Raw genomic sequence first — 24132 nt, 5'->3', positions numbered from 1 at the left:
TTAACTACAGTGTTGTGTTAAAAACCTTATCAATTTCCGCTCTGTCATAGTCTAAAATCCAGTCATTATGCTTATGATAAATATCTTTTATTGCATTGGGAGAAGTTGCCAACAAATCACAACCCCTGTCATCGTAAACGTGAAAGATAGTTTTCCTATTGATATTAATGAAGTAAACGTCATAGCAAAAATACGGTTTTAATCCCAAGTCTTTATTGCAAATGGCTTTTAACAATGGCATATAATTAAAATCGGATGTTTTGCATTGTAAAGTAAATCTATGCGTAATAAATCTCTCTTCTTCATCATCTTCTGGATAAATAAAAGGTAACGCTTCATGCTTTACTCTAAATAATAAAGATTTATTAATATAGCGAGGGAAATTTTTTAACTTACGTTTTAAGTTTCTCCCATTTTTAAAATCATGAATATCCATCACTACAAAAATCTCTTCATTTGGAGCATGCAGTGCTTCAAATAAAGTAATGGCTCTTTTGTAACACCCCACTACATAAGGATTATTTGGATAGTCATATTCCTTTTTCCAATCGACACCAAGTTCAAAACGAATCCCTATATCCCAACTATAAAATAAAGGTAGTCTCAATTGTAAATTGCGGTAATTTTCGTGCATAAAGTCATTTAACTGCATTTTATCACCTCAAGTCTAATATCGCTTCAGTAGATTCAAAACATGAACAAACGCAAATCATTTCAAAAATGGATTCATTTAATTCACACCTCCATTTTAAAAATAGTACATATATTTTATCAAAAACTAATTTTCAATTCCTCCAAGAACCTACCACCTACTAACTTCTATTATCCAAAATATCCTGAATCGTATAGTCTGCTAGCACAGATTGAAACGTTTTTTCCGCTTTGGCGATCACCATTGAGATAAAACGTTCAGAGCCAGTAGATGGCACAGACCAATATGGTGTTTCATTGTCATTGCCTAGCACACTATAGATCTCTAGCATGGTAATTTGCGCAGGGGCTTTATTAAGACGATAGCCCCCATAGCGGCCACTATGTGTTTGTACATAGCCGTGTTCAGCAAGCTTTGCAAGTATTTTTCTAACGAACGTGGCATCTTCCCCAAGCATCTCCGCAATCACATTACTTTTTAAGAGCTCGTTCGATGCCGCTAGTAAAACGATTGCTCGCAATGCTACATGGAACCATTTCGGCCCAAGATCACCCGATTGGATAAGTAGCTGCATGGTCATTCCTCCAATTTTCTAAATACTCTATTATTTTAATTGACATCTCTTAATCATTGTACTATGTTTTAATTGTGATATTTTATTCACAATTAAAAATAAGGAGGGCATGCAATTGGAAAACCGAGTACACCCTGATTTAAAAACGTTCTTATCGGCTATGCCAGAATCACACTTAACTAGAGAAAACATTGTAGAATCACGTAGCGTTATGCATGAAATGCTTGGCAAGGAAGAAGTCACGATGGAAAATGTCACGACATCTGAGCGCTTTATCGCTAGTTCAAACGGGGCACCAGACGTTCGTATCCGTATTTATGAACCAACAGAGAAATGCGACACGTTACCTGCTATTTTGTATATTCATGGTGGCGGTTTTATTATTGGCTCTATCGACATGTTTGATGCAAGTTGTCAGATGCTTGTTTCACAATTAAATTGTGTAGTCGTTTCTGTTGGCTATCGCTTAGCTCCAGAGCATCCTTACCCTGCTGGCGTGGAAGATTGCTATACAGCTCTTGAATGGCTAGCGGCTAATGCAGCTAATTTAGGTATTGATGTAAATCGTCTTGCTGTTCATGGTGCAAGTGCGGGAGGTGGTCTAACGGCTGCTGTTTCCTTATTGGCTCGGGATCGAAAAGGGCCGAAAATTGCGTTTCAAATGCCCCTTTATCCGATGATTGATAATCGTTGTATTTTACCATCAAATGATGAAATTACAGATGCGAGAGTGTGGAATGGTCCTCAAAATCATCGTGCATGGGAAATGTATTTAGGGCCTCACTATGCTGATGATGCGCCTAGTTATGCGGCACCTTTGCATGCAGAAGATTATAGCGACCTTCCTCCTACCTATACATTTATTGGCGATTTAGATCCTTTCCGTGATGAAACTATCGAATATATTGCGAAACTGACAAAAGCGGGTGTGCCGACCGAATTTCATCTATATCCAGGTTGCTTCCATGGCTTCGAGCATATGGTTCCTCAAGCAGAAATCAGCCAACGCGCGATTGAAAATTATCTGTATGCTTTTAAAAAGGCTTTTGACAAAGCGGCTTCGCCTACTACTTAACTAATCGCGACTCTGGGGTGGATTTATCGGCAATTTCCTGAGTTTTATCAGCGATTCTGGAGGTTTTATCAGCGATTTCCTGAGTTCTATCGGCGATTCTTGCAGTTTTATCGGCGTTTTTCTTGGTTCTAACGGCGATTACAGAAAATCCTGTTTCTTTCTATATTAAGAAAACAACAAGAGCATCTAATTTTAGATGCTCTTGCGAATTTTTTATGATTATTGCTGACGCGATTCTGTCATTTGTTTCCAAACAGAGCCTTTTGCTTCTTCGCCCTGTTCAATACGAGCGATGGCCATTTTCACTTGAAGCTTTACTTCAAATTCTTTATCATCTTCCGCTGCCTTTAAGGCAGGTAATGATTGCTCTGTCCCTACTTCATATAGATACATCGCAGCACGCCAGCGAACAAGTTTATTTTTATCTTGTAATGCTTGCTGCATCGCCTCTTCAAATTCCACAAACCCTAGGTCACTCATACAGTCTCCTGCTGTCCGACGCACCGCTGCACTTTTGTCCCGCAATGCTTTTTCCAAATATGGTACAACGGCAACATCTTCAATCATGCCTAAGTAGACTGTTGCTAGGCGACGAATAGACATTTGATCATCTTGTAATGCTAAATCTAAAAGTGGTAAATCATCTAGTTCAGGGTCTGCCATTTGGTCAAGTAATTGGAAACGTTTTTCCCATTCTGGCTGTTGAAATTGCTCCACTGTTATTTTCAGCTTTGCAGGTTTTTGGTTCACTTTCTCTGTATCATTGATGGAGGCCACAATATCTTCCAAACGTTGTGCTGAATAAGTGACATCGATTTCTTGTTTAACCGCTTCGGCAATTTCTTCAAGCTCGCCATAACGAACACCGTAATCAATCCATTTACGTTGGAAAATGTAGTTCTCATCGACATCTGTTGCAATGATTTTATTGAAAGCCTCAACAAAACGCTCACCACAGCTCACACGGTATTCACGTTGGTTATCAAATACCTTCACTTGCAATGGTACTTGCTTGTAAAACTGTACATGGACGTATACTTCGCCGTAAAATTCATTGGCAATTTGGATGTCACTAGCTTCCGTTACATCTTCACCCAACACTTGTCGAATGCTCGATAAAATACTTTCCCATGCGTATTTCGCATTGCGTTCGACCGCAAAGAAGTCCGCTACATGATAGACACCTTTCACCCCTTCAATGGCTAAAATAGCTGCCGCTTCACCAGTAGCTTCGTCTTTATTGTCCTTTGTAAAGTTAAAGCTTTTGCCAAACGGTAATTCCGTATCGACAATAATTTTCATAGAATTTGGACTTGGTGTCGGCTCAATTGTAAGTATTTTCATGTAATACGCTCCTTATCCGTTTACGATTTCATCCAAGTACGACCATCTTTCAATTAGATGCTCGTAATGGGCATTCAGCTCATCTAGTTTAGCTGTTAACTCTTGTAGTTTAGTAAAATCAGCGCCAGCGTTCGCAATACCTTCTTCCGTTTCCATAATCGCTGTCTCCGTTTTTTCTATATCAACCGCAATGGTTTCCCATTCTTTTTGCTCTTTAAATGATAGTTTTTTCTTATCTGATTTGGGCTTCTCAACCTTTGGCTTATCCACTTTCGGAGCTTCCGCTTTTACAGCTGTTTCCTGCTCACGCTTTTGTAAATAATCACTATAAATATCAAGTGATTCATCAACATGTCCTTGTCCGTCTAACACCCAAAGTTTTTTGGCGATACGATCGAGGAAGAAGCGATCGTGGGAAATGGTAATAACGACCCCTGGGAAATGTTCGATAAAGTCTTCTAATACACCGAGTGTTTCAATATCTAAATCGTTTGTCGGTTCGTCCAGTAACAACACATTCGGTTGCTCCATTAATAGTCGTAATAAGTGTAGACGCTTGCGTTCTCCACCTGATAATTTACCGATTGGCGTACCGTGTGCATGCAGTGGAAATAAAAAGCGCTCTAACATTTGAGCAGCGGAATAGCGTACACCTTCTGCATCCGTAATATCATTTGACGCTTCACGAATATATTCAATCATGCGCTCATTTTCATTCATTTTCGGTAATGTTTGTTTAAAATGGGCAAGTTTGACGGTTGAACCGACATGGATTTCCCCTTTATCTGGTGTCAGTTCGCCAGCTAGCATATTGAGTAACGTTGATTTCCCAACACCATTGGCGCCAATAATACCGATGCGATCGCCTTGTTGCAGTAAAAACGTAAAGTGCTCGACAATTTTTTGCGCGCCAAAAGCCTTTGAAATATTTTCAGCTTCTAATACTTTACGTCCAAGGCGTGTTGTCGCTAAGCCCAATTCTAGTGACACATCATCTGATTTGCGCTCTAGGTTATCTTCAAGTTGTTCGAAACGTTGAATACGAGCCTTTTGCTTTGTTGAGCGTGCTTTGGCACCGCGACGAATCCATTTTAACTCCGAACGATAACGATTGCGATCTTTTTGGGCTGAAGCCGCGGCCATTTCCTCACGAATGGCACGCGCTTCTAAAAAGTCGCCATAATTACCTGTATGACGATATAACGTTTGGTCAGCAATTTCGTAAATATGTGTCGACAATTCATCTAAGAAATAGCGATCATGGGTAATGAAAATAACAGCACCTTTTAAGCGCAACACCATTTCTTGTAGCCACTCTGTGGACTGTACATCTAAATGGTTGGTCGGCTCGTCCAATAAGTAAAGATCTGCCGGCTCAATTAACACTTTCGCTAATGCGACTCGTTTTTGTTGACCACCTGATAGCGTTAAAACTTCCTTATCAAACATTTCGATACCGAGCTTTGTTAGCGCCGTTTTTGCAAGCGCATTGACATCCCACGCTTGTTCCTCATCCATCCGTTGCTGTAAACTAAACAAAGTTTTTTGTAAGCTCTCTGATGTTGGATTTAAAGCGAGTGCCGCAACTGTCTCTTCATATTGACGGTTTAGTTGTAAAACGGGAGAATCACCAGCGAACACTGCTTGTAATACCGTTTCACCAGTGTTAAAAGTAGGTTCTTGCGGTAAATAAGCTACACGATATTTATTTGGACGATCAATATCAATTGCATCCGCTTCAATTTGACCGGCTAAAATTGATAACAATGTCGATTTCCCTGTACCATTAATGCCGATTAGACCCGCACGTTCCCCTTCATATATTGTAAATTCAATATTTTGAAAGAGCGTTTTATCGCCCACTGTTTTCGTTAAATTTTGTACGATTAAATGACTCATTATGCTTGTCCATCTCTTTCATTTTGTAATTGCTCTAAAAAGCATACCATAAATTGATGGCGTTCATTAGCCATTTGCTTACCTTTATCCGTCGTCATTAAATCTTTCAACAATAAAAGCTTTTCGTAAAAATGCGTGACAGAAGATGTATTTTTACTACGATAATCTTCTTCCGTCATTGTTGTACGCGCTTGTTCTGTGTCATCATATAATTTCCGGCCTTTTGCTCCACCATAGGCAAATGTCCGAGCAATGCCCACCGCTCCAATTGCGTCTAAACGATCCGCATCACGAACAATTTTCGCTTCCAGTGATGTCGCCTTGAGCTCATTGCCACCATTAAACGACACTTGTGCAATACAATCACGAATATGTTGTTTCTTCACTTCGCTTATTGGCAATTCATTGATTAATTTGTCTTCTTGTTCCTTGCTATCTGTATACTTCTTATCACTTACATCATGCAAAAGTACCGCCATTTTTACAACTTCTGCATCTGCTTTTGGCTCTGTATGTAAAATCGCTAACGCATTTTGATAAACACGCTCAATATGTTGAAAATCATGACTTGCATCAAATTGCTCATATATACTACGTACTTTGTTTTTTAAATGATTCATCATCGATATCAGTCCTTTCCCTTTGCCTATTATACTGTATTGCTATTAGAAGTTGGTAACGATGTCATCATTAATCAAAGAAAATTAAATAATTAATACATATCAATTGACTAATTTTTCAGAATATTGTAGGATAAAAGTACAGAACAATCTTACTTGTTCTGTATACTCACAATTTGCGTAGCGTACAGCAAACTATGTGTTCTACATTTTTAAAAAACTTCAGCGGGCTTACAATTGAATATTGTGTAACAAAATCATGAAATGCGTATAGTGTAACCGATCATCTTCAATAAAAGTGAACACTTTCCCTTAAATTTCAAGTTTGTTAACCCGCATAGTGGATGTACAATACAAAAAATGTGAACAACCAGTTAGCTTTGTTTGCGTGACCGTGAAGGTTTTAACCAAATGTTGCAAGGTTTATGGATTTTTCATTAAATGAAGCTACCTTCAATTTACTTGTATGTTGAACGTATCTTTGCCTTTAGTGTTTAATGTATAACCAATTAAGCAATCATGTTGCGAAAAACCACATCATTCGAGTCGTGTTAACAAAAAATTGATAATTCATTTAAGCCAAAAGTAAGTAATACGTTACGAAGGAAGTAGGAAATAAAGTGATTGTATGTAATACCCACCCGCTGAAGGAACAATAAAAGCTGCCCATCTTCGATGAGATGTTGGCAGCTTTTATATTACCTATGATAGTAGGCTCAATCATAACAATTTGGACAATCCTACTGCGATGTAAATGGCCCCTGATACATAAAACCTTAATAGTTATGATTTGTCAGCCTACAAGGCACACAAAAGAATAAGTTCCCCTGCTAATCATATAGTTTTTAAGAAGTGTATTAATAAGGGGGTTTTATAATGGTGATCACACCCGGTATTGAAGATCTACCTTATGTACTTCAAGAAAATGGTGTGAAGTTTTTTACGTTAATAGCAGAAGAAATCACATGGGAATTAGTCGATGGCATTTTTATTAAAGCATGGGGTTACAATGGCTCCACCCCAGGCCCAACAATTCGTGTTTTTCCTGGAGATAAAGTTTGTATTAGAGTCATTAATCACTTACCTGTCCATACAAGTGTCCATTGGCACGGATTAATCGTACCTAATGTGATGGATGGTGTCCCTCCCATTGAGCCTTCCCCATTTATTGACCCTGGCTATTATTTTGATTATCATTTTACAATCGTCAACCCTCCTGGTACGTATATGTATCATTCCCATGTAGAAGTTTCTATACAGGACAATGCAGGGTTATTAGGTGGCTTTATTGTGGAAGACCCTGCAAATGACTACATGCCAAAATCCAAAGATTATCTCTGTTTACTGCAAGAATGGGCTGTAGGCGCACTACCATGGGGAGATTTAACAAAAGGAACGTATGATTTAACTTTTATTAAACCAGATTTTAATTTCTTTACAATCAACGGACGTTGTTACCCATTAACCGAACCTTTACAAGTCAGCTATGGCGATACGGTTAAAGTCCGTTTCGGCAATATTCAAATGCACCACCACCCTATGCATTTACATGGCCATCAATTTAAAGTAGTCGGTGCAGATGGTTTTCCAATTGCCCCACAAACACAAATTCATAAAAATACGATACTCGTGGCGTCAGGTGAAACATGGGATATTAGCTTTCAAGCCAATAACCCAGGTATTTGGCCATTGCACTGTCATATGCCCCATCACGATACAAATAATGGTGTAGTTGGCTTAGGAGGTATGTTTACTACTGTAAAATATGAAGATATCCCGTATTAATTGAGTTAACCTATTCACAAAAGAAAAAGCATATAAAATGTCTCCATTTTATATGCTAAATCCTATTTCTAAGCTGGTCATTAAAACAATCCTACCGCATGTCCTTCACGATCGACATCCATACGTAAAGCAGCTGGTTGCTTCGGTAAACCTGGCATTGTCATAATATCACCTGTCAGACAAACTAAGAAGCCTGCACCAAGCTTTGGAATGACTTCACGAATTGTGACAGTAAAGCCTTCAGGACGTCCAAGTAATGTTGGTTGATCAGATAATGAGTATTGCGTTTTCGCCATACAAATCGGCAGAACATCCCAGCCGAATTTTTCAATTTGCGCAATTTGTTTTTTCGCTTGGTCTGTAAATTGGACATCTTTCCCGCCATAGACCTTTTGGACGATTGTACGCACTTTTTCTTCAATTGATTCTGTTACATCATATAACGGAGAGAAGTTATTTTCTTCATTTAGGACTGAAAGGACTTGCTCTGCTAGGGCTAAACCGCCTTTGCCGCCCTCTTCCCAGACATTTGTACGGGCGATGCGCACATCATGTTCTTGACACCAGTTTAGCACTGCTTCTAGTTCTGCTTCTGTATCTGTAATAAAACGGTTTAATGCGATAATTGGTTCAACACCGAATGTGCGAATCGTTTCAACGTGTTTCGCTAAGTTTTCGATGCCTTGTAACAACGCAGGCACGTTTTCTCCAACGAGTGCTGTTTTTGCGACACCGCCATGCATTTTCAACGCACGAATTGTTGCCACGATGACTACTGCACTTGGTTTGAAGCCGGCTTTACGTGCTTTAATGTTCATGAACTTTTCAGCACCTAAATCGGAACCGAAGCCCGCTTCTGTTACAACGATATCCGCAAGCTTACGTGCTGTTTGTGTTGCCATAATGGAGTTACAGCCGTGTGCGATATTCGCAAATGGGCCGCCATGAATAATAGCAGGTGTCCCTTCTAATGTTTGCACTAAGTTTGGTTTGAAGGCATCTTTTAATAGCAAAGTTAGCGCGCCTTCTACTTGTAAATCACGTACAAATATTGGCTCACGCTCGAATGTATAGCCGATTACGATGCTTGCTAAACGCTCACGTAAATCATCGATGCTTGTCGCTAAACAGAATACCGCCATAATTTCAGAGGCAACGGTAATATCAAAGCCGTCCTCACGTGGCATCCCTTGAATGGGACCACCTAGACCGATAACTACTTTTCTAAGTGCACGGTCATTTAAGTCCATTACACGTTTCCAAATGATGCGACGAGGATCAATGTTTAACGCATTGCCTTGATGGATATGATTATCAATAAAGGCTGATAGCGCATTATTAGCTGCTGTGATGGCATGCAAGTCTCCAGTAAAATGCAGATTAATATCTTCCATTGGTACAACTTGCGCGTATCCACCGCCTGTTGCTCCACCTTTAACACCCATTACTGGACCAAGGGAAGGCTCACGCAGGGCAACAACAACATTTTTCTTTAATTGATGAAGGGCATCTGCCAATCCAACTGTTACTGTTGATTTTCCTTCACCAGCTGGCGTTGGACTAATCGCTGTTACTAAAACGACCTTGGCATCTGGACCATTCGCTGTTATTTTCAATGGATCGATTTTTGCTTTGTAGCGACCATATTGTTCAAGTGCATCTTCTGGAATGCCCGCCGCTTCTGCTATGTCTATAATAGGTTTCATAACCGCTTGGCTAGCGATTTCTAAGTCTGATAAAGGTTGATTTTTCGTTGTCATACGGCACCTACTTTCTATACTATTCAACTCCATTATAGACTTTATTGTGAAAGAAAACACAGTTAGTTATGCAATATTTCGACAATCAATTGACATCTGTATTTAATTCATGTATGTTCTAAGAGAAAATGCAATTTTTCATTTTTTTATCAATTGTCCCATGAATTAATTGATAGTATTTTACATTCAAGCGCATTGGAGGCGAATGCTTTATGCAACAAGGAATCGTAAAGTGGTTCAATAACGAAAAAGGTTATGGCTTTATTGAATGTGATGATGGAGAAGATGTATTTGTACATTTTACGGGCATACAAGAGGAAGGCTTCCGTACACTTGAAGAAGGACAAAAGGTTTCATTTGATGTAGTGGAAGGCAATCGCGGACCTCAAGCATCAAATGTTGTTAAATTATAACGAAAGGAGCTGTTCAAACGAACAGCTCCTTATTTTATGGACATATTATGGGTTAAGCCAATAAAATGCATCCGGGAAAATTAATGTTTCCTTCGACCGATCACAATCTCTCAACGTAACACCGAATGGCCCTTCACATTTACGACCAAGCATCATTTTCGTTGCGGCAGCTTCTTCATAAAAATCTAAGCGGATATTAGGTAAATGTAATGAAATAAAAGTAGAATGTACCTCAGGCTCCTCTAGTTGCAATACTTCCTGCCAAAGCTTGGCGATTGCCATAGCATCTTGCACATAAAATTGCACAGATTCCATCGAAATATGTTGCGTCGTTTTGAGCGCGCCACTTGCCTCTAATTGTGCATAGCGCTCCTCGTCCCCGTCAGCCCATTCAATAAAAAACGGAAAATCAATCGCTTGCCCTTGTTGCCCGAAATGTAATAGCTTCCATTGCACAATCGAGCCATCAGGTCTCGTTCGACTACAAGCATCTGGTCCATAAACTTCTAAACCAAGCGCACGTAAACGCTGTGCCTCTTCCTCTATTTTTGTTGTGCGTAAAGCAATTCTTGAAAAACCGTAGCGCTCAGCGTGCTGTTTAAACGTATAATGCAAAGAATACGGTAATTTTGCCGCTTCCTCGAACAGCGCACGATCATAAATCGCTATTTGCTCAATATAACTTAATCCAAAATAGCTTAACGTATTATACGTTCCCCACATTGTGTGCTGACCGCCATTTACGGTATGTATATGACGTTTATTTAAAAAGACTTTCATATTTTCTGGTGATGGCACTTGGTGAACTAAATGATCAAAATACAAAGTCATATTTCTCACTCCTTTTTGTCCTTTCATTATATACTTTACAGGTTTGTTTTGTAGGTTTATGTCAAAATTAAAAATTTTCAAACAGTGATATCTATCCATCCTATGAAACTATTTTATAGGATGCCATCCAAGACTGAAATCGTTTTTTGAGAGAAACAAAAACTGAAAGTTTTAAGCATGCGAAAAAGGGTATTACTTTACAAAGGTTTGAATTGTTTTAGTAAATGTTGCAGCAGAAAGGATAAAAATATGAAAAGATCTTTATACGTCCGTCTAGTCATTCTAATTTTTTGCTTTTTCAGCTTTATGAATGACGTAGAAGCGATGGAAAATCACGAAGCTAATCGAAAAGTCATCTTGATTTCCTTTGATGGCATGAAAAATGACTATACGAATCAATATGTGCAAGAAAATAAATTACCCCATATTCAACAGCTACTAGAAAATGGCGTCACAGCAAAAAACCCTATGACCATTACCCCTTCTCTTACTGCTCCATCACATGCAGCAATTGCCACAGGGGCTACACCTAAAGAAACAGGCATTGTCAGTAATCATTTTCACGAACCAAGTACGGCGTTAGAAAAAGAAAAAAGCGGCTTCCGTGCGGAAATTGAAGTTCCCCCATTATGGGTAGAAGCGAGAAAACAAGGGAAAACAACTGCTACCGTAGCATTTCCCGGCGCGAATCCTAAAGAGGGTAAACAAGGTGATTACTCTATTTATTTCGGCAAAACGTGGTCTCCTAGTCGTTTAGAAACGTTAACCTTCCATACAACAACTGCATGGAGCCAAACTCCTACAAGCTTCAGTGCTATAAAGGAAGCCAAATTCTCTATTAATATGAAAAAGGAAAAAAATCGTCGCATCATCTATGTTTTAGCGCTTGACTCAACAAATGATCAGCAACAAAACTATGACACATTTGTATTTTCCGAAGATCGAAAGGTGGATAATACTGACTTTATAGTTAAAGGCAATGAATGGGGTTCACTTTCCCTTGATTTAAAAGACCAACAAAGTGCTGGCTTTTGGTTCAAAATGAAAGGAAATAACGAAGACCTTAGCCAACCTGTCAAGCTGTACCGCACAGCCGTAACTTCTAGCTTAATTAGTGGTCCTAAAGGTTTTGCCGAGGAGATTGATAAGCAATTTGGTTTTTATCCAGTACAAGATGATGACCGTGCCCTTGACAAAGGATGGATTACAAGAAAGGAATATGAAGAAATTAGCACTCGTTCAGTCATGTGGGTTACAAATGTTTCACTCTATATAAAACAGCACTACAATCCTGATTTGCTCATGTTTTATGCACCACAAATCGATCATGAACAACATAAGTATTTATTAATCGATCCTCGTCAGCCAGATTATTCAGACGAAAAATCTAAACAATATATGCGCTATATCGAGTGGTCGTATCAATTAGCAGACGAGATAGTCGGTAAAACATTGCAAACACTTCAAGATGATGACGCTTTATTTGTCGTCTCCGATCATGGAATGGAACCTGCCCATTCTACTCTTTCGCCTAACAAAGTATTACTAGATGCTGGCTTATTAACGGTAGATGAAAAAAATAACATTAACTATGATAAATCAAAAGCATACGCTATTCCTAGCGGCTCAGTAGCCCATGTCTATATTAATCTAAAACACCGTGAAAAAGGTGGTATAGTCCCACCCGATGAATATGAACAAGTCCGCGATCAAATTATGCAAGCTTTTAACGAGGTGGAAGTTACATATAACAAAGGTGCAATGATTCAACAGGATACAAAAAAATTAAAGGCTAATTTCTCGTTAACGACAGTTCAGCATTATGTTAAAGATATTTGGAGCCATCTGATGGAACCAAGAGTGCATCCTTACGAGAGTGTTCTGAAAAATGACAATATCAACCTTTTGGAACATCAAAATGCCGGCGATGTCGTATTGATTGGTGCGCCTGGCTACGTGATGGGAAGCGATATCGAGAAAAATGTAACGCCCCCTATTCAATTAGGAACACATGGAGGGGATGCCACTAGAAGCATGCTAAGACCTGTATTTATGGCAACTGGCCAAGATTTTTACAAAGACAAAAAATTAAACGCCACATCCAATTTAGATATAGCACCTACTATTTATCATATACTTGAGTTGGATATCCCACCATTTGTCGAAGGCGAAATCATTACAGGGCTTTTCAATGAAAAAACTACACTGAATAAAGGGAATGATTAAGCAAGTCATTCCCTTTTACCTGTTGCGAGCACATACCCTAAAAATTTTAGTGGCGTTTCTTGTTGTGTTAGTGGCGATTCTAAAAGGTTTAATGGCGTTCCTTGCTGTGTTAGTGGCGATTTCAAGAGGTTTAGTGGCGTTCCAGAAGGTTTTATTGGCGATACTAACAAAAATGACTCACCAATGCGGCAAGTCATTTCAAAAAATTTATATTTACTTAATCAAAAATGATTGTGCCTGCATAAATAGCGTTTGTTCTCACGCCTGGTTTAATTTCCCCATTAATCGAATAAATGTTTTTATCCATTAATACTAAGCCTTCCCCACAAGGTGCATCAAATGGAATCTTGCCTACAGAGCGCCAAGAATCTTTGGCTGCATTATAGATGAGTACATCTTTATTCCAATTAAACTCATAAGGATCTGCAGTAAAGTATTTCGTTCTAAACGCTAATAGCTCGTCATCTTTCAATGAACCTAAATTTTTCACTGCATTATCATATACGTCTTTATTAAAACCACCAATGACCATCATTTCATTGTTATTTAATTTAACCGAATTAGCACCTAGTAAAGATATTTCCTTCCCATTCACTTTGACAGAAGAAACTTTTGTCCATTCATTTTTCTTAATATTATATTTATAGCCATCTGTATAAGCGATTGATCCTCCACCACTAAATACATAAAGATCGCCATTTAAAACTTGTGCTACACTTTGATTTCGAACGCTTTCACCTGGAATAGGTGCTAGCTCTTTCGTTTTCAATGTTTTTAAATCATATTCATATAATTTATTGCTCTCTTTTGCATTTTGCTTACCAAGCCCAATGTATAACTTGCCATCTTTCTCCACAGCTATTCCATCACTAAACGTAAATGGTAAATCGCCTATTTTTTCTACTTGTAATTTCTTATGTTTATCAACTGTTAATAACGTAATATCGTCTGCATATTCTTTGTTAGGACTTCCCCCAACATAATAAATTCCTTTATCAGTCGTAATCGAAGAACCATAGCCTATCTCATAATTAAGATTCGTATGTTCGACCATTGTTAACTTATTTTTCTCTTTTTTATACACATAAATATCAGAGTAATGTTGCTTTGCGCCTCCATTTAATACAGTTTCATAAGGGAAATTTGCTCCCCCTCCTACGATTAAATAATCTTTATATGAGCCAGATAGCACGCCGGCAGTTCCTTTATTCTTATCAAATCCTTTTTGTGCCTCAAGCTCTCCTGCATATTCCCATGTTATTCGTTCCACTGAATCTCCGCCTTTAGAAGCTTCTACCTTACTTCCAATACCGACGCCTAAAACCAACATTGATGTCATTGCAGCTACCAAAAATTTTTTCATCATTTCTCCTCCTCATATAGAAATACCATCAAATTTCTTATTATAGATAATGACAAAATATCTCCAATCACCTCCTTTGGGGATTGCATTTATTTCTAAATCACCTTAATAAAAATCTCAATATTCCGAATATTTAACCGTTAAAAATTTTTGAAAGGATACCTTACAGTGAAAAGAGGTAGTATCGACAACCTTTGTGGTATATAATCTGCGTTGGAAGTCGTAAGATGAATGTATTTTTGAATCTAAGAAGAACACAGCACTCTTCCTTTACAATAAAATCTCCTTTCTAGCAATTGCTTGACCAGTCAATTGCTAGAAGCTGTTAGGAGATAGAACTAATCGTGATGCTAGCCTTTCAATGGCTTTCTTTTTGATAAGCTAAAACCCCTCGACAAAATGTCATCTGTACATCATAATCGCTGTTTAAGACAACTAAATCCGCATCCTTGCCGACAGCAATACTGCCCTTACGATGACTAATATGTAACTGCTTTGCAGGATTAATGGACGTCATTTTAATGATATCTTCCAACGTACAGTCACAAAAATGAAGCATATTTTTCATGGCATCCTTTAACTTTAAAACACTGCCCGCTAACGTGCCGTTTTGTAATACAGCCGTCCCATCTTTTACAATGACTAATTGACCACCTAAATCATAGTTGCCATTTTTTAAGCATTTTGCCCGCATGGAGTCTGTTATTAAAATGAGTTTCTCGCTTTTTTTGTTTCGATACGCTAGCTGAATCATTTCTGGACATACATGGATGCCATCGACAATTAACTCCGCATATAATTCGTCTAGAAGCAAAGCCGCACCTACAACGCCAGGCTCTCGATGATGCAAGCCTTTCATTTGATTATACAAATGCGTTACCTGTGTTGCACCTGCACTAATGGCCTCCTTAACATCCGCCAATGTTGCATCCGAATGGCCAATTGAGACGACAACACCCTGTTGTTTGAGAAACTGAACGAGTTCTAAACCACCCTGTTGCTCAGGAGCCATCGTCACCAATTTAATCGTACCTTCAGCTAGTTGTTGCCATTTTTCAAAAACTGCAATTTCTGGCTTAATAATAAACTCTACGGGTTGAGCGCCAGCCATGCTAGGATTAACAAATGGCCCTTCCAAATGAACCCCTAGCACTTCCGATTGCCCTGATTTTTGAAAATTTTGTATAAAATCCGCTGCATTTTTTAATGCTTTGGAAATATTATCATCTGATTGAGTCATCGTCGTTGCTAAAAAGCTTGTTGTACCTTCTTGTGGTAATGCTTGGACGATTGTTTCGAGTGCTGCAATCTCTCCATCCATAACATCAGCGCCAGAAGTGCCGTGAATATGAATATCAATCATGCCAGGTATGACTGTTTGTCCATGTAAATCGATAATATCGGATTGATCATCCTCATTAAAATCGGTCATCCATCCTAGTGCTAAAATTTCCATCCCTTTTATCTTAATAAATCCATTGGGAATCATCTGATTTTCTGCGTAAATTTTTGCATTGATCAACACAATTGATTGATTCATTTTATCGTACCCCACAATTTCCACTTCTTCTTAAGTCTTCAGTCTGCTTTATAACATCTTTTCAATGACCGCTTCTGCCGTTAGTTCTTTGTTGTGAACGGATTCTTTGTTCGTTTGCTTGAAATATTCAAGGTAAAGCAAATCTAAAAGATAGAGCTGAGATATCTTTGCCGATAAACTGCCCCCTTGAAGTGGCCCTTCATTTGCCCCACAAAGCAATGTAATATCCGCAAAACTTGTTAAAGGAGATTTTGCGAATCTCGTGATGGAAATAATTTTTGCCCCACGTTCTTTTGCTACTTTTGCTACTTCAATCGTATCTTTCGTTGAGCCCGAATAAGATATGAGAACGGCTACGTCTTGATCAGTCATTAACGCCGCAGACATAATTTGAAGATGTGAATCGATTGAACACTCCGTTTTATTCGTAATTCTCATAAACTTATTTTTTGCTTCCATCGCTGTCATCAATGATGAACCGACGCCAAAAAAGTGTATTCTTTGTGCCTTAACCATGCACTCAACAGCATGAGCAATATCATTTTCGGATAGTAAATTAAACGTTTCTGTTAGTGCATGAACATTTGAAGATAACACTTTTGAGGAAAGCTCTGCAATGGTATCTTGCATCGTGATCGCCCCGAGTTGCGGGGTTTCATTATCAAGTGAAATGCTGTGCGCTAAAACAATTTTAAACTCCTGATAGCCTTTAAGATCCATCGTTTTACAAAATCGAAATACACTCGATTCTCCAACGCCACATGCGTCTGCCAAATCTGTAATCGACATGTAGATGACATCTTTTATATTTTCGAGAATATAATCAGCTACCTTTTTTTCCGTGTTAGTAAATGAATTGTATCTTGAATGAATGAGTGAAAATATATCTTGATTTCCCATTATAGTACTCCTTCTATTAATCGCCTCTTAAATGAAGTGATACTGCACCAAGAACGCCGGCTTTATTTCCAAGAGAGGCTTTCATAATTTTTACATCTGAGAAACTCTCCATCGTTAACGCTTTAACTTGCTCTGCTATATTGTGGACGAGGTTTTCCTGTTCCATTACTCCACCACCTATTATAATCGCTTGAGGATTAAAAATGTGAATGAAGGAAGCTAACCCTAATGCAATTTCTAAAATCCAATCTTGATAAACCTTTTCTAAACTTTTATCTCCTTGATGCATCTTTTCAAATATGACCCTACCATTTATAAAGTCAGTGTTAATTTCCTGTGCTTTTTTAATGAAAGCGCTAGTAGATGCATACGTTTCATAGCAACCTCTACTACCACAGTTACAGTTTTCACCGAAAGGATGGGTAATAACATGCCCGAATTCTGCCGCTAATCCATTATGACCTTTATAAATGTTAGAGTCTATGATTATGGCACCACCAATACCAGTACCATATGTTATACATAGAAAATCTTTAAAGTGCTTGGCTGCACCAAAATACTTTTCTCCTAAAGCAGCTGCATTGACATCATTTTCAACTTTAACAGGGACGTTAAATTGATTCTCAAGAATCGTTTTTAATTTCGTACCCGTATAGTTTGGAATATTGTCGTTGGCATAAAGAATAGAACCATCTGTACTATCAACTTGTCCTGCAGTGCTTATACCGATTGCGTCAAAGCCTTGAAATTCATTTATTATTTTAATTAGTTTTTCAACTAAATACTTTCCGCCTTTTTTACTTTCCGTATCATATTCTTTAAATACTTCGATGTGCCCATCTTCATTGACGATACCTACTTTTATCGATGTGCCACCAATATCAGCTGCTAATATTTTCACTTCAATCATCCTTTGAGACACTATTATCTTCGCCTGACAATGTCATTGACTATTGAATCGCACGTACAAATCTTTTTGTAATTTCCATCGGTCTTGTAATAGCCGTACCTACCACTGCTGTATGAACACCCAAATCAAAAACGCGTTTCAGTTCTTCTGGCGTCCAAATACCTCCTTCAGCAATAACAGGTATCGGAAAACTTTCGACTAATCGTTGAATCAACTCTAAATCTGGCAATTCCTTGCCATTTGTATAGGCTGTATAACCACTCAACGTCGTACCTAAGCAATCAAACCCTAACTCATAAGCCTCTTGCGCCTCTTCAAATGTAGAGCAATCTGCCATAAAAATTTGATCTTTATATTGCGCTCTAATTGCTGGAAACTGCTCACTAATTGTCTTGCCATCTGGTCGTATCCTTTTCGTTGCATCAAGGGCAATAATATCGACCCCCTCTTGATAAAGCAACTCAACCTCTTTACATGTCGGTGTGATAAAAACATCGGAGCCATCGCACGTCTTTTTGATAATGCCGATAATCGGCAGTTCCACCATTTCCTTAATTTCTCTAATATCTTCTATACTATTTGCTCTAATTCCTTTAGCGCCTCCAAGCATCGCAGCGTAAGCCATTTTACCCATGATAAAAGAGCTGTGAAGTGGTTCCTCTGGGAGTGCTTGACATGAAACGATTAATTGTCTTTTAATACCATCAAATATTTTTTGTTTATTATTCATTCGCATACATCTCCATGGATAAACATATTACTTATCTGCCCCAATCGTAATTCCTTTTGTAAAATACTTCTGGAAGAAAATAAATATTAATAGCATTGGAATGGCCGCTACAGTAGCGCCAGCCATCTTATAAGCAAAGTTTGGATTTAAGTCTTGCATTAAGGTTGCAATCCCTACCATTAATGTTTTTGTATCCTTATCTTGCCCTACAACGAGTTGCCATAAGTAGTCATTCCAAACTTGCACAAAATTAAGAATAAATAAAGCACCAATACCTGGTTTTACTAATGGCAGCATGATTTTATAAAAAATACGAAATTCGCTAGCACCATCGATTTTGGCTGCTTCTCTTAATGAATCGGGGATTGTATCAAAAAATCCTTTGAGTAAAAATACACCAAAAGCGGTTGCCACGTTTGGCCAAATCATGCCACTTAACGTATTGACCATGTTTAGATCTTGAATAATTCTAAAGAGCGGTACAATCATCACTTCTTTTGGAATCATTAAACTTGAAATAAAAATAATGAAAATAATATTTTTCCCTTTAAATTTCAACTGTGAAAAGGCATACGCTGCAAGGGAACTAACAACGATTAAAGCAAATGTCGACATCAACGCTACAAATAAACTATTATACGTCCATGTTAGCGCAGGCTGACTATTAAATACATCTACATAATTACTAAAGTTAAAGCTTTTAGGGAACCAATCTGGTGGCATTTTGACAACGTCTGAACTGTTCTTTAATGAACTCGTCACAAGCCAATAGAGAGGGAAAAGACTTAAAACAGCAAAGAATAAGACTATGCAATTTGTAATAATATCTAATTTTTCTCTTTTCCTCTTGTTCTTATTTCTTAACATCTCCGTCACCTCTAATCCTTCTTAAGCATAGCTCTTAGCTGTGGAGTAGATAACACTAAAGTAATGAGGAACATAATTACACCTACTGCTGAAGCAATACCAAGCTGATTATACTTAAAGGCATTATTATATAAGTAGTACATAAGCGTTGTAGAGGCATTGTTTGGTCCTCCACCAGTTAATAGCTGTATTACGACAAATATCTTAAGTACCGCAATAATGTTCATAATAATAATGTAAATCGTTGTTGGTTTAACCATTGGAATAATAATCTTGAAAATAATTTTCATTCGACTTGCGCCATCGACTTCCGCTGCTTCAAAAAGTTCTTTTTGAACGCCAATCATCGAAGCAATATAGAGAATAATCGCCTGCCCTACATTCGTCGCAAATGTGACGAAAATAATGACCGGAAGTACCCAATGGGTATCCCCTAAAAAATTGACGGAAGTTTCCATCTTTCTTGCGATAAATGGGATAAGTCCATTTGCGGGGTTTAGTAGGAAACTCCAAATCATACTCATTACAACCATCGAAACCATTACAGGAATATAATAAGCTCCTTGTATAAAAGACACATATTTCGCATTTTTATCAAAAACAGCTGAGGCAACAAACATGGCGAAAATGACCGTTAACGCCACAATGAAGACGACAAAAATAACTGTGTTGATTGTAGACTGTACAAATACAGGGTCACTAAATAATTTTCGATAGTTGTCAAAGCCAACAAATAGTTCATTTTGATAGTTGATTTTAAATAAACTTAAACGAATTCCTTCAATAATCGGATAAACTAAAAACACTAAAAATAGTATGATTTGAGGCCCGATAAACAAGTAGCCTGTTATATTTTCTTTTAAAGACTTTTTATTGATTTTCATCGGTATCATTTACCTTTCTACAAATGAAGCCCCAAAAACAAGGGGCTTCATTTGTTGTAAAGTTATATACGCGCAAAGCTATTTATTATAAATTACAGAGTCCGCTTTCGATTCTTCAATTACTTTATTACCGTTAGTTTGGTAATCTTTCACTGCTTCTTCTGCTGTTTTACCACCAGTATATAAAGCTTGTAATTCTGGATATAGCACTTGTCTTAATTGGCTGTAGCCAGGTACATTTCCTGTGAAGTTAAACATATATGGATCGTTAGCAGAGTATGCTTCGAAGTACGGTTTTTCTGATTTAAACTCATCGGCAACAGATGTTCTTACTGGCACACCATTTTTAGAAGCCTTGACAAGTTCAGGGTCAGTTGAGATAAATTTCACAAAATCTTTACTCACTTGAATTCTTGTTTCGTCTTTCGTATCAAATACCGTTGCACCTGTTACATACGTAAATGAAAGTGGATCTCCACCTTCAGATGGAATGTTCGCTAATCTAATATCAAATTTAGGCGCTTTTCCGCTTTCCATATCAGCTTTTGCATTATTGAACAAAATGGCATTTGTAAAACTAATTGCCAGTTGTTGGTTTTGGAACATTGCGTTTACATCGTTTGATGAAACAGATTCTACACCTGGGTTTGTTAAGCCATCATCATAAATTTTCTTTAACCAATTCGCTGCTTTCACACCATTCGCATCGTCAAGAATGATATTGCCATTGTTATCGAAGAATTGATTGCCAAACATTCTTAAATAAGCAAGATTCCAAGTATCTCCTTGGTTATTTAAGGCGTATAATCCCATTGGATAAGCATTCGAATATTTGTCTTTCGGTAAATCTGTCTTTAATTTGTTTAGAATTTTTTCATAGTCCGCTAGTGTCCAAGTTTTGATTTCATATTCTCCACCAATGTACTCTTCAAGCCCTGCCGCTTTAAACATATCTGCGTTATAAGTTAAAGTACCTGGGTTGTGTGAGAACGGGAAGAAATAGACATCATCACCAAATGTCACAGTATCCCAATATCCTTGCGCAATATCTTTTTTCGATGCATCATCGACAATGTCATTTAACGGTACTAATGCACCGCGATGCGCATAGTCTCCCATAGCGAATACACTTTCAAAAAATACATCAGGCGGTGTTCCACCATTTAAGCTTACATTTAAAAGCTCATCTCGTTGATCAGCTGCAATCACTTCTACATTGACCTTTACTTTATGGTCCTTATACTCAGCAGCAAATCGCTCCCCAGCATGTTTGAAAAAGCTATCGAAATCAGCTCCATCTTCAGAAGCGTCTAATACACCTTTCCATTGTGGTGTTAACCAAACTTTTAGTTCTACCGTATCATCAGATGAACTTGTACTAGAGTTTGCACTATCATCCGATTTACTTGTACATCCTGCTAGCACAGAAATGATAAACAAAATGGCCATTGCTGTTGCTAGATAACGTCTTTTCAACATAAACTACTCCCCCTTAATCATGTTATTTAATAATGAAATGACTTTTATGAAAGACAAGCCCTGTGAGAAGCTTGTGACCTCCTTTTGTAAAAACCACATCTCATTTCTACAATTCCCTTTGGTTGGCGTGATATAAAGCTTAAATTGCCAGGCCTTTATACTTGCTTGTTGCATTGTCAATTAACGCTTTAATGCCTTCAATTTTCGTTAAATCTTCACCTGATACAGGCTCTAGTGGCCCTCTGACACTGCCAATATTAACACCGTTACATTTTAAAACTTCTTTAATCGTTGCATACATCGAACCATTTAATGAACATAACGCAACGATAATATCGTTAATATCTTGTTGAATTTTTCGTGCACTTGCAAAATCTCCATTTGCAATGAATTCCTCTGCCATTAAGAAAAGTTCTGGCATCGCTCCATATGTTCCACCGATGCCACTATCAGCACCAATGATTCTGCCAGCAACATATTGTTCATCCGGGCCATTAAAGACAATAAAATCTTCACCGGCAGTAGATTTAAATCTTTCAATATCCATAACAGGCATTGAAGAATTTTTTACCCCGATTACTTTCTTATTCTCTAACAATTTCTTAAATAGATTGATTGATAGGTCAAAGCCTGTTGTTTGTGGAATGTTGTAAATAATGAATGGCATGTTTGTGGCATCCATAATTTCTGTCCAATATTTATAAACTGAACTTTCAGAAAATTTAAAGTAAATTGGTGGAATTGCTGATACTGCATCATAGCCTAATTCCTCCGCATATTTTGCTAAAATGATACTATCTCTTGTAGATGGTGCCCCAACATGAGCAATTAATGTAAGCTTTCCTTTTACATGCTCTGCAACATATTTTAATGTCGCTTTTCTTTCTTCAAGGCTATGATAAATACATTCACCTGAACTTCCACCAACATATAAACCTTTAACACCTTTTTCGAGTAGATAGTTACACAATTCTTTTGTTCTGCTCTCTGATACTTCTCCTAGCTCATCATAACAAGCATAAAATGCAGGAATGATACCCTTATACTTTTCTAAATTCACTATGAACACCACCTAATTAATTTTAATAAAACTTGATTTGCTACCTTTGGATGAAACAATAAGTGTTAACGCTTACAAGTAATATTATAACAACTCACAAGCAAATGTAAATAATTTTCTTTATTTTTTAATTTTGTGGAGAAAAATTTCACCTCAAGTATGCATAAAAAAAAGAATTGCCGCATAGCGAAAAATTCCTTGATATAGTAACGAGAAGTGCTGATGACAAGTACAATTTAATCATTGCCTTGTAGCAATCGTTTTACAGTAAGTCATATAATTGTTTACAATCAGTACTAAAAGGAGGACATACATGCTCGACAAACTAGAAAAATTTTTTCACGCAGCTTTTACTACTACATATAATGCGAAGGATCATACAAGATATTGGTTTACAACCGAAGATGGCACGAAATTTGGCATACTGAAATCCGCTCTTTCTGATGTGGAACTCAACCTACTTACGACTTTATTTCGACCAATTGAAAATCAGTCAAACAGCCAACATCAATCTACTATTCAGCAAAAATGGTTTGAGTTTTTATTTAATGATGCAAAAGAGCTACCCTTCTTACAAGATATAAAATTGTTACGCTTTTTTTATTTCTATCTGAAACAACCAATTGACGATCTTAATAACTTTAAAGAAGCAATAACAGGTGTAATTGGGCAACCAGTCATTTTAATGATTGACGAAAGACAAGGCATTATAATAGATGAAAAACCACAAATAATGTTTGATAAAGAGTCATTCGATCAACTAAGTAATACATTAATGAGTGATTTTTTTGTTCAAATTTATAGTTATATCGGACAACTACATCCAGCCGATCAATTCGTAAAAGATAAATTTCATTTTGAGTTTCAGTGTTTTAAAGCGATACACCGCTATGCGAAGCGTGAGAATTCTATGACATTTTACGAGGCATTCCCATTACTACTGATTGATTCGCCAACCTATGTAAACAAAGACATCTTGTCTAATCTTTTAATAGACAGTATGCATGCGCAAGAAATGTTACAAACGATTCAAGTCTTTTTACAATGCAATTTAAACGCTTCTTTAACTGCTAAAAAGCTTTATATTCATCGCAACAGCTTACAATATCGATTAGACAAGTTTATCGAAAACACAGGGATAGACATTCGTTCCTTTACAAATGCTGCCTTTGTTTCTCTTGCTATGTTATTACTGAAATCTGAAAATTATTAATAGTTGT

21 protein-coding genes are annotated in these 24132 nt (G+C 37.6%); 5 read left to right on the top strand and 16 right to left on the bottom strand.

The annotated features are described in order from the left end of the window. Positions 1 to 4 precede the first annotated feature (4 nt). Positions 5 to 652, bottom strand: a complete 648-nt coding sequence (locus tag ACKVEV_RS03800) for a DUF3885 domain-containing protein (RefSeq protein WP_409369071.1) — start codon at positions 650 to 652, stop codon at positions 5 to 7. Positions 653 to 812: 160 nt separating this feature from the next. Further along, positions 813 to 1226 (bottom strand): RrF2 family transcriptional regulator, encoded by a 414-nt coding sequence (locus ACKVEV_RS03795; protein ID WP_409369070.1) that lies wholly within the window; start codon positions 1224 to 1226, stop codon positions 813 to 815. A 115-nt stretch (positions 1227 to 1341) separates the two neighbouring features. Here ACKVEV_RS03795 and ACKVEV_RS03790 point away from each other — a divergent pair, with 115 nt between their 5' ends. After that, positions 1342 to 2301, top strand: coding sequence for an alpha/beta hydrolase (locus ACKVEV_RS03790; protein ID WP_409369069.1), 960 nt, complete (start codon positions 1342 to 1344; stop codon positions 2299 to 2301). Between the two features lie 219 nt (positions 2302 to 2520). Here ACKVEV_RS03790 and ACKVEV_RS03785 read toward each other — a convergent pair whose 3' ends face one another. The 3 genes from ACKVEV_RS03785 to ACKVEV_RS03775 are packed head-to-tail and all read right to left on the bottom strand — an operon-like array spanning position 2521 to position 6164. Next, complete coding sequence (locus tag ACKVEV_RS03785; RefSeq protein ID WP_409369068.1) at positions 2521 to 3645, bottom strand: conserved virulence factor C family protein; 1125 nt, start codon at positions 3643 to 3645, stop codon at positions 2521 to 2523. Between the two features lie 12 nt (positions 3646 to 3657). After that, entirely contained in the window at positions 3658 to 5544 is a 1887-nt protein-coding gene (locus tag ACKVEV_RS03780) for an ABC-F family ATP-binding cassette domain-containing protein (protein WP_409369067.1), read from the bottom strand. Continuing rightward, the gene (locus ACKVEV_RS03775; protein ID WP_409370493.1) at positions 5544 to 6164 is read right to left on the bottom strand and encodes an HD domain-containing protein; all 621 of its coding nucleotides are present in this window, start codon (positions 6162 to 6164) and stop codon (positions 5544 to 5546) included. The genes ACKVEV_RS03780 and ACKVEV_RS03775 overlap by 1 nt, the downstream gene beginning before the upstream one ends. Positions 6165 to 7040: 876 nt before the next feature. Between ACKVEV_RS03775 and ACKVEV_RS03770 the strand changes: the two genes are divergently transcribed. After that, positions 7041 to 7949, top strand: coding sequence for a multicopper oxidase domain-containing protein (locus ACKVEV_RS03770; protein WP_409369066.1), 909 nt, complete (start codon positions 7041 to 7043; stop codon positions 7947 to 7949). 80 nt (positions 7950 to 8029) lie between these two features. Here ACKVEV_RS03770 and ACKVEV_RS03765 read toward each other — a convergent pair whose 3' ends face one another. Beyond that, complete coding sequence (locus ACKVEV_RS03765; RefSeq protein ID WP_409369065.1) at positions 8030 to 9709, bottom strand: formate--tetrahydrofolate ligase; 1680 nt, start codon at positions 9707 to 9709, stop codon at positions 8030 to 8032. Between the two features lie 212 nt (positions 9710 to 9921). Here ACKVEV_RS03765 and ACKVEV_RS03760 point away from each other — a divergent pair, with 212 nt between their 5' ends. Continuing rightward, positions 9922 to 10122 carry a cold-shock protein gene (locus ACKVEV_RS03760; protein ID WP_004269397.1) on the top strand — a complete coding sequence of 67 codons (201 nt, stop codon included), beginning with the start codon at positions 9922 to 9924 and terminating at the stop codon, positions 10120 to 10122. Between the two features lie 45 nt (positions 10123 to 10167). On the opposite strand, the gene ACKVEV_RS03755 is transcribed toward ACKVEV_RS03760, so the two are convergent. After that, positions 10168 to 10953 carry a VOC family protein gene (locus tag ACKVEV_RS03755; RefSeq protein ID WP_409369064.1) on the bottom strand — a complete coding sequence of 262 codons (786 nt, stop codon included), beginning with the start codon at positions 10951 to 10953 and terminating at the stop codon, positions 10168 to 10170. Positions 10954 to 11202: 249 nt separating this feature from the next. On the opposite strand from ACKVEV_RS03755, the gene ACKVEV_RS03750 reads away from it, so the two are divergent. Further along, positions 11203 to 13179, top strand: a complete 1977-nt coding sequence (locus ACKVEV_RS03750) for an alkaline phosphatase family protein (protein ID WP_409369063.1) — start codon at positions 11203 to 11205, stop codon at positions 13177 to 13179. A 217-nt stretch (positions 13180 to 13396) separates the two neighbouring features. Here the strand turns inward: ACKVEV_RS03750 and ACKVEV_RS03745 are convergent, their stop codons facing one another. From ACKVEV_RS03745 to ACKVEV_RS03705, 9 genes are all read right to left on the bottom strand, one after another. After that, entirely contained in the window at positions 13397 to 14545 is a 1149-nt protein-coding gene (locus ACKVEV_RS03745) for a cyclically-permuted mutarotase family protein (RefSeq protein ID WP_409369062.1), read from the bottom strand. A gap of 355 nt (positions 14546 to 14900) precedes the next feature. Beyond that, a complete protein-coding gene (gene nagA / locus ACKVEV_RS03740) occupies positions 14901 to 16082 on the bottom strand; it encodes an N-acetylglucosamine-6-phosphate deacetylase (RefSeq protein WP_409369061.1) in 1182 nt (393 codons plus the stop codon). A gap of 48 nt (positions 16083 to 16130) precedes the next feature. Next, positions 16131 to 16982: a MurR/RpiR family transcriptional regulator gene (locus ACKVEV_RS03735; protein ID WP_409369060.1), complete on the bottom strand. Its 852-nt coding sequence runs from the start codon at positions 16980 to 16982 to the stop codon at positions 16131 to 16133. A 16-nt stretch (positions 16983 to 16998) separates the two neighbouring features. Beyond that, positions 16999 to 17904 carry an ROK family protein gene (locus ACKVEV_RS03730; protein WP_409369059.1) on the bottom strand — a complete coding sequence of 302 codons (906 nt, stop codon included), beginning with the start codon at positions 17902 to 17904 and terminating at the stop codon, positions 16999 to 17001. A 28-nt stretch (positions 17905 to 17932) separates the two neighbouring features. Further along, on the bottom strand, positions 17933 to 18622 hold the full coding sequence (locus ACKVEV_RS03725; RefSeq protein WP_409369058.1) for an N-acetylmannosamine-6-phosphate 2-epimerase: 690 nt from the start codon (positions 18620 to 18622) through the stop codon (positions 17933 to 17935). A 27-nt stretch (positions 18623 to 18649) separates the two neighbouring features. Further along, positions 18650 to 19489: a carbohydrate ABC transporter permease gene (locus ACKVEV_RS03720; RefSeq protein ID WP_402923264.1), complete on the bottom strand. Its 840-nt coding sequence runs from the start codon at positions 19487 to 19489 to the stop codon at positions 18650 to 18652. An 11-nt stretch (positions 19490 to 19500) separates the two neighbouring features. Beyond that, a complete protein-coding gene (locus tag ACKVEV_RS03715; protein WP_409369057.1) occupies positions 19501 to 20373 on the bottom strand; it encodes a carbohydrate ABC transporter permease in 873 nt (290 codons plus the stop codon). Between the two features lie 78 nt (positions 20374 to 20451). Then, positions 20452 to 21852 (bottom strand): ABC transporter substrate-binding protein, encoded by a 1401-nt coding sequence (locus tag ACKVEV_RS03710; RefSeq protein ID WP_409369056.1) that lies wholly within the window; start codon positions 21850 to 21852, stop codon positions 20452 to 20454. Between the two features lie 139 nt (positions 21853 to 21991). Next, positions 21992 to 22912, bottom strand: a complete 921-nt coding sequence (locus ACKVEV_RS03705) for a dihydrodipicolinate synthase family protein (RefSeq protein ID WP_409369055.1) — start codon at positions 22910 to 22912, stop codon at positions 21992 to 21994. Between the two features lie 313 nt (positions 22913 to 23225). On the opposite strand from ACKVEV_RS03705, the gene ACKVEV_RS03700 reads away from it, so the two are divergent. After that, entirely contained in the window at positions 23226 to 24125 is a 900-nt protein-coding gene (locus ACKVEV_RS03700; RefSeq protein ID WP_409369054.1) for a PucR family transcriptional regulator, read from the top strand. The last annotated feature ends 7 nt before the right edge of the window (positions 24126 to 24132 follow it).

It is taken from the genome of Lysinibacillus sp. 38-6 (genome assembly GCF_046245175.1).
Lineage (GTDB): Bacteria > Bacillota > Bacilli > Bacillales_A > Planococcaceae > Lysinibacillus.
This window is presented reverse-complemented; position numbering and strand designations above follow the sequence as displayed.

What these genes read in the sequence shown, in the direction of transcription:
- ACKVEV_RS03800 (WP_409369071.1), bottom strand. Translation starts at nt 652, where the DNA reads ATGCAGTTAAATGACTTTATGCACGAAAATTACCGCAATTTACAATTG.
- ACKVEV_RS03795 (WP_409369070.1), bottom strand. Translation starts at nt 1,226, where the DNA reads ATGCAGCTACTTATCCAATCGGGTGATCTTGGGCCGAAATGGTTCCAT.
- ACKVEV_RS03785 (WP_409369068.1), bottom strand. Translation starts at nt 3,645, where the DNA reads ATGAAAATACTTACAATTGAGCCGACACCAAGTCCAAATTCTATGAAA.
- ACKVEV_RS03780 (WP_409369067.1), bottom strand. Translation starts at nt 5,544, where the DNA reads ATGAGTCATTTAATCGTACAAAATTTAACGAAAACAGTGGGCGATAAA.
- ACKVEV_RS03775 (WP_409370493.1), bottom strand. Translation starts at nt 6,164, where the DNA reads ATGAATCATTTAAAAAACAAAGTACGTAGTATATATGAGCAATTTGAT.
- ACKVEV_RS03770 (WP_409369066.1), top strand. Translation starts at nt 7,041, where the DNA reads ATGGTGATCACACCCGGTATTGAAGATCTACCTTATGTACTTCAAGAA.
- ACKVEV_RS03765 (WP_409369065.1), bottom strand. Translation starts at nt 9,709, where the DNA reads ATGACAACGAAAAATCAACCTTTATCAGACTTAGAAATCGCTAGCCAA.
- ACKVEV_RS03760 (WP_004269397.1), top strand. Translation starts at nt 9,922, where the DNA reads ATGCAACAAGGAATCGTAAAGTGGTTCAATAACGAAAAAGGTTATGGC.
- ACKVEV_RS03755 (WP_409369064.1), bottom strand. Translation starts at nt 10,953, where the DNA reads ATGACTTTGTATTTTGATCATTTAGTTCACCAAGTGCCATCACCAGAA.
- ACKVEV_RS03750 (WP_409369063.1), top strand. Translation starts at nt 11,203, where the DNA reads ATGAAAAGATCTTTATACGTCCGTCTAGTCATTCTAATTTTTTGCTTT.
- ACKVEV_RS03745 (WP_409369062.1), bottom strand. Translation starts at nt 14,545, where the DNA reads ATGATGAAAAAATTTTTGGTAGCTGCAATGACATCAATGTTGGTTTTA.
- nagA (WP_409369061.1), bottom strand. Translation starts at nt 16,082, where the DNA reads ATGAATCAATCAATTGTGTTGATCAATGCAAAAATTTACGCAGAAAAT.
- ACKVEV_RS03735 (WP_409369060.1), bottom strand. Translation starts at nt 16,982, where the DNA reads ATGGGAAATCAAGATATATTTTCACTCATTCATTCAAGATACAATTCA.
- ACKVEV_RS03725 (WP_409369058.1), bottom strand. Translation starts at nt 18,622, where the DNA reads ATGAATAATAAACAAAAAATATTTGATGGTATTAAAAGACAATTAATC.
- ACKVEV_RS03720 (WP_402923264.1), bottom strand. Translation starts at nt 19,489, where the DNA reads ATGTTAAGAAATAAGAACAAGAGGAAAAGAGAAAAATTAGATATTATT.
- ACKVEV_RS03715 (WP_409369057.1), bottom strand. Translation starts at nt 20,373, where the DNA reads ATGAAAATCAATAAAAAGTCTTTAAAAGAAAATATAACAGGCTACTTG.
- ACKVEV_RS03710 (WP_409369056.1), bottom strand. Translation starts at nt 21,852, where the DNA reads ATGTTGAAAAGACGTTATCTAGCAACAGCAATGGCCATTTTGTTTATC.
- ACKVEV_RS03700 (WP_409369054.1), top strand. Translation starts at nt 23,226, where the DNA reads ATGCTCGACAAACTAGAAAAATTTTTTCACGCAGCTTTTACTACTACA.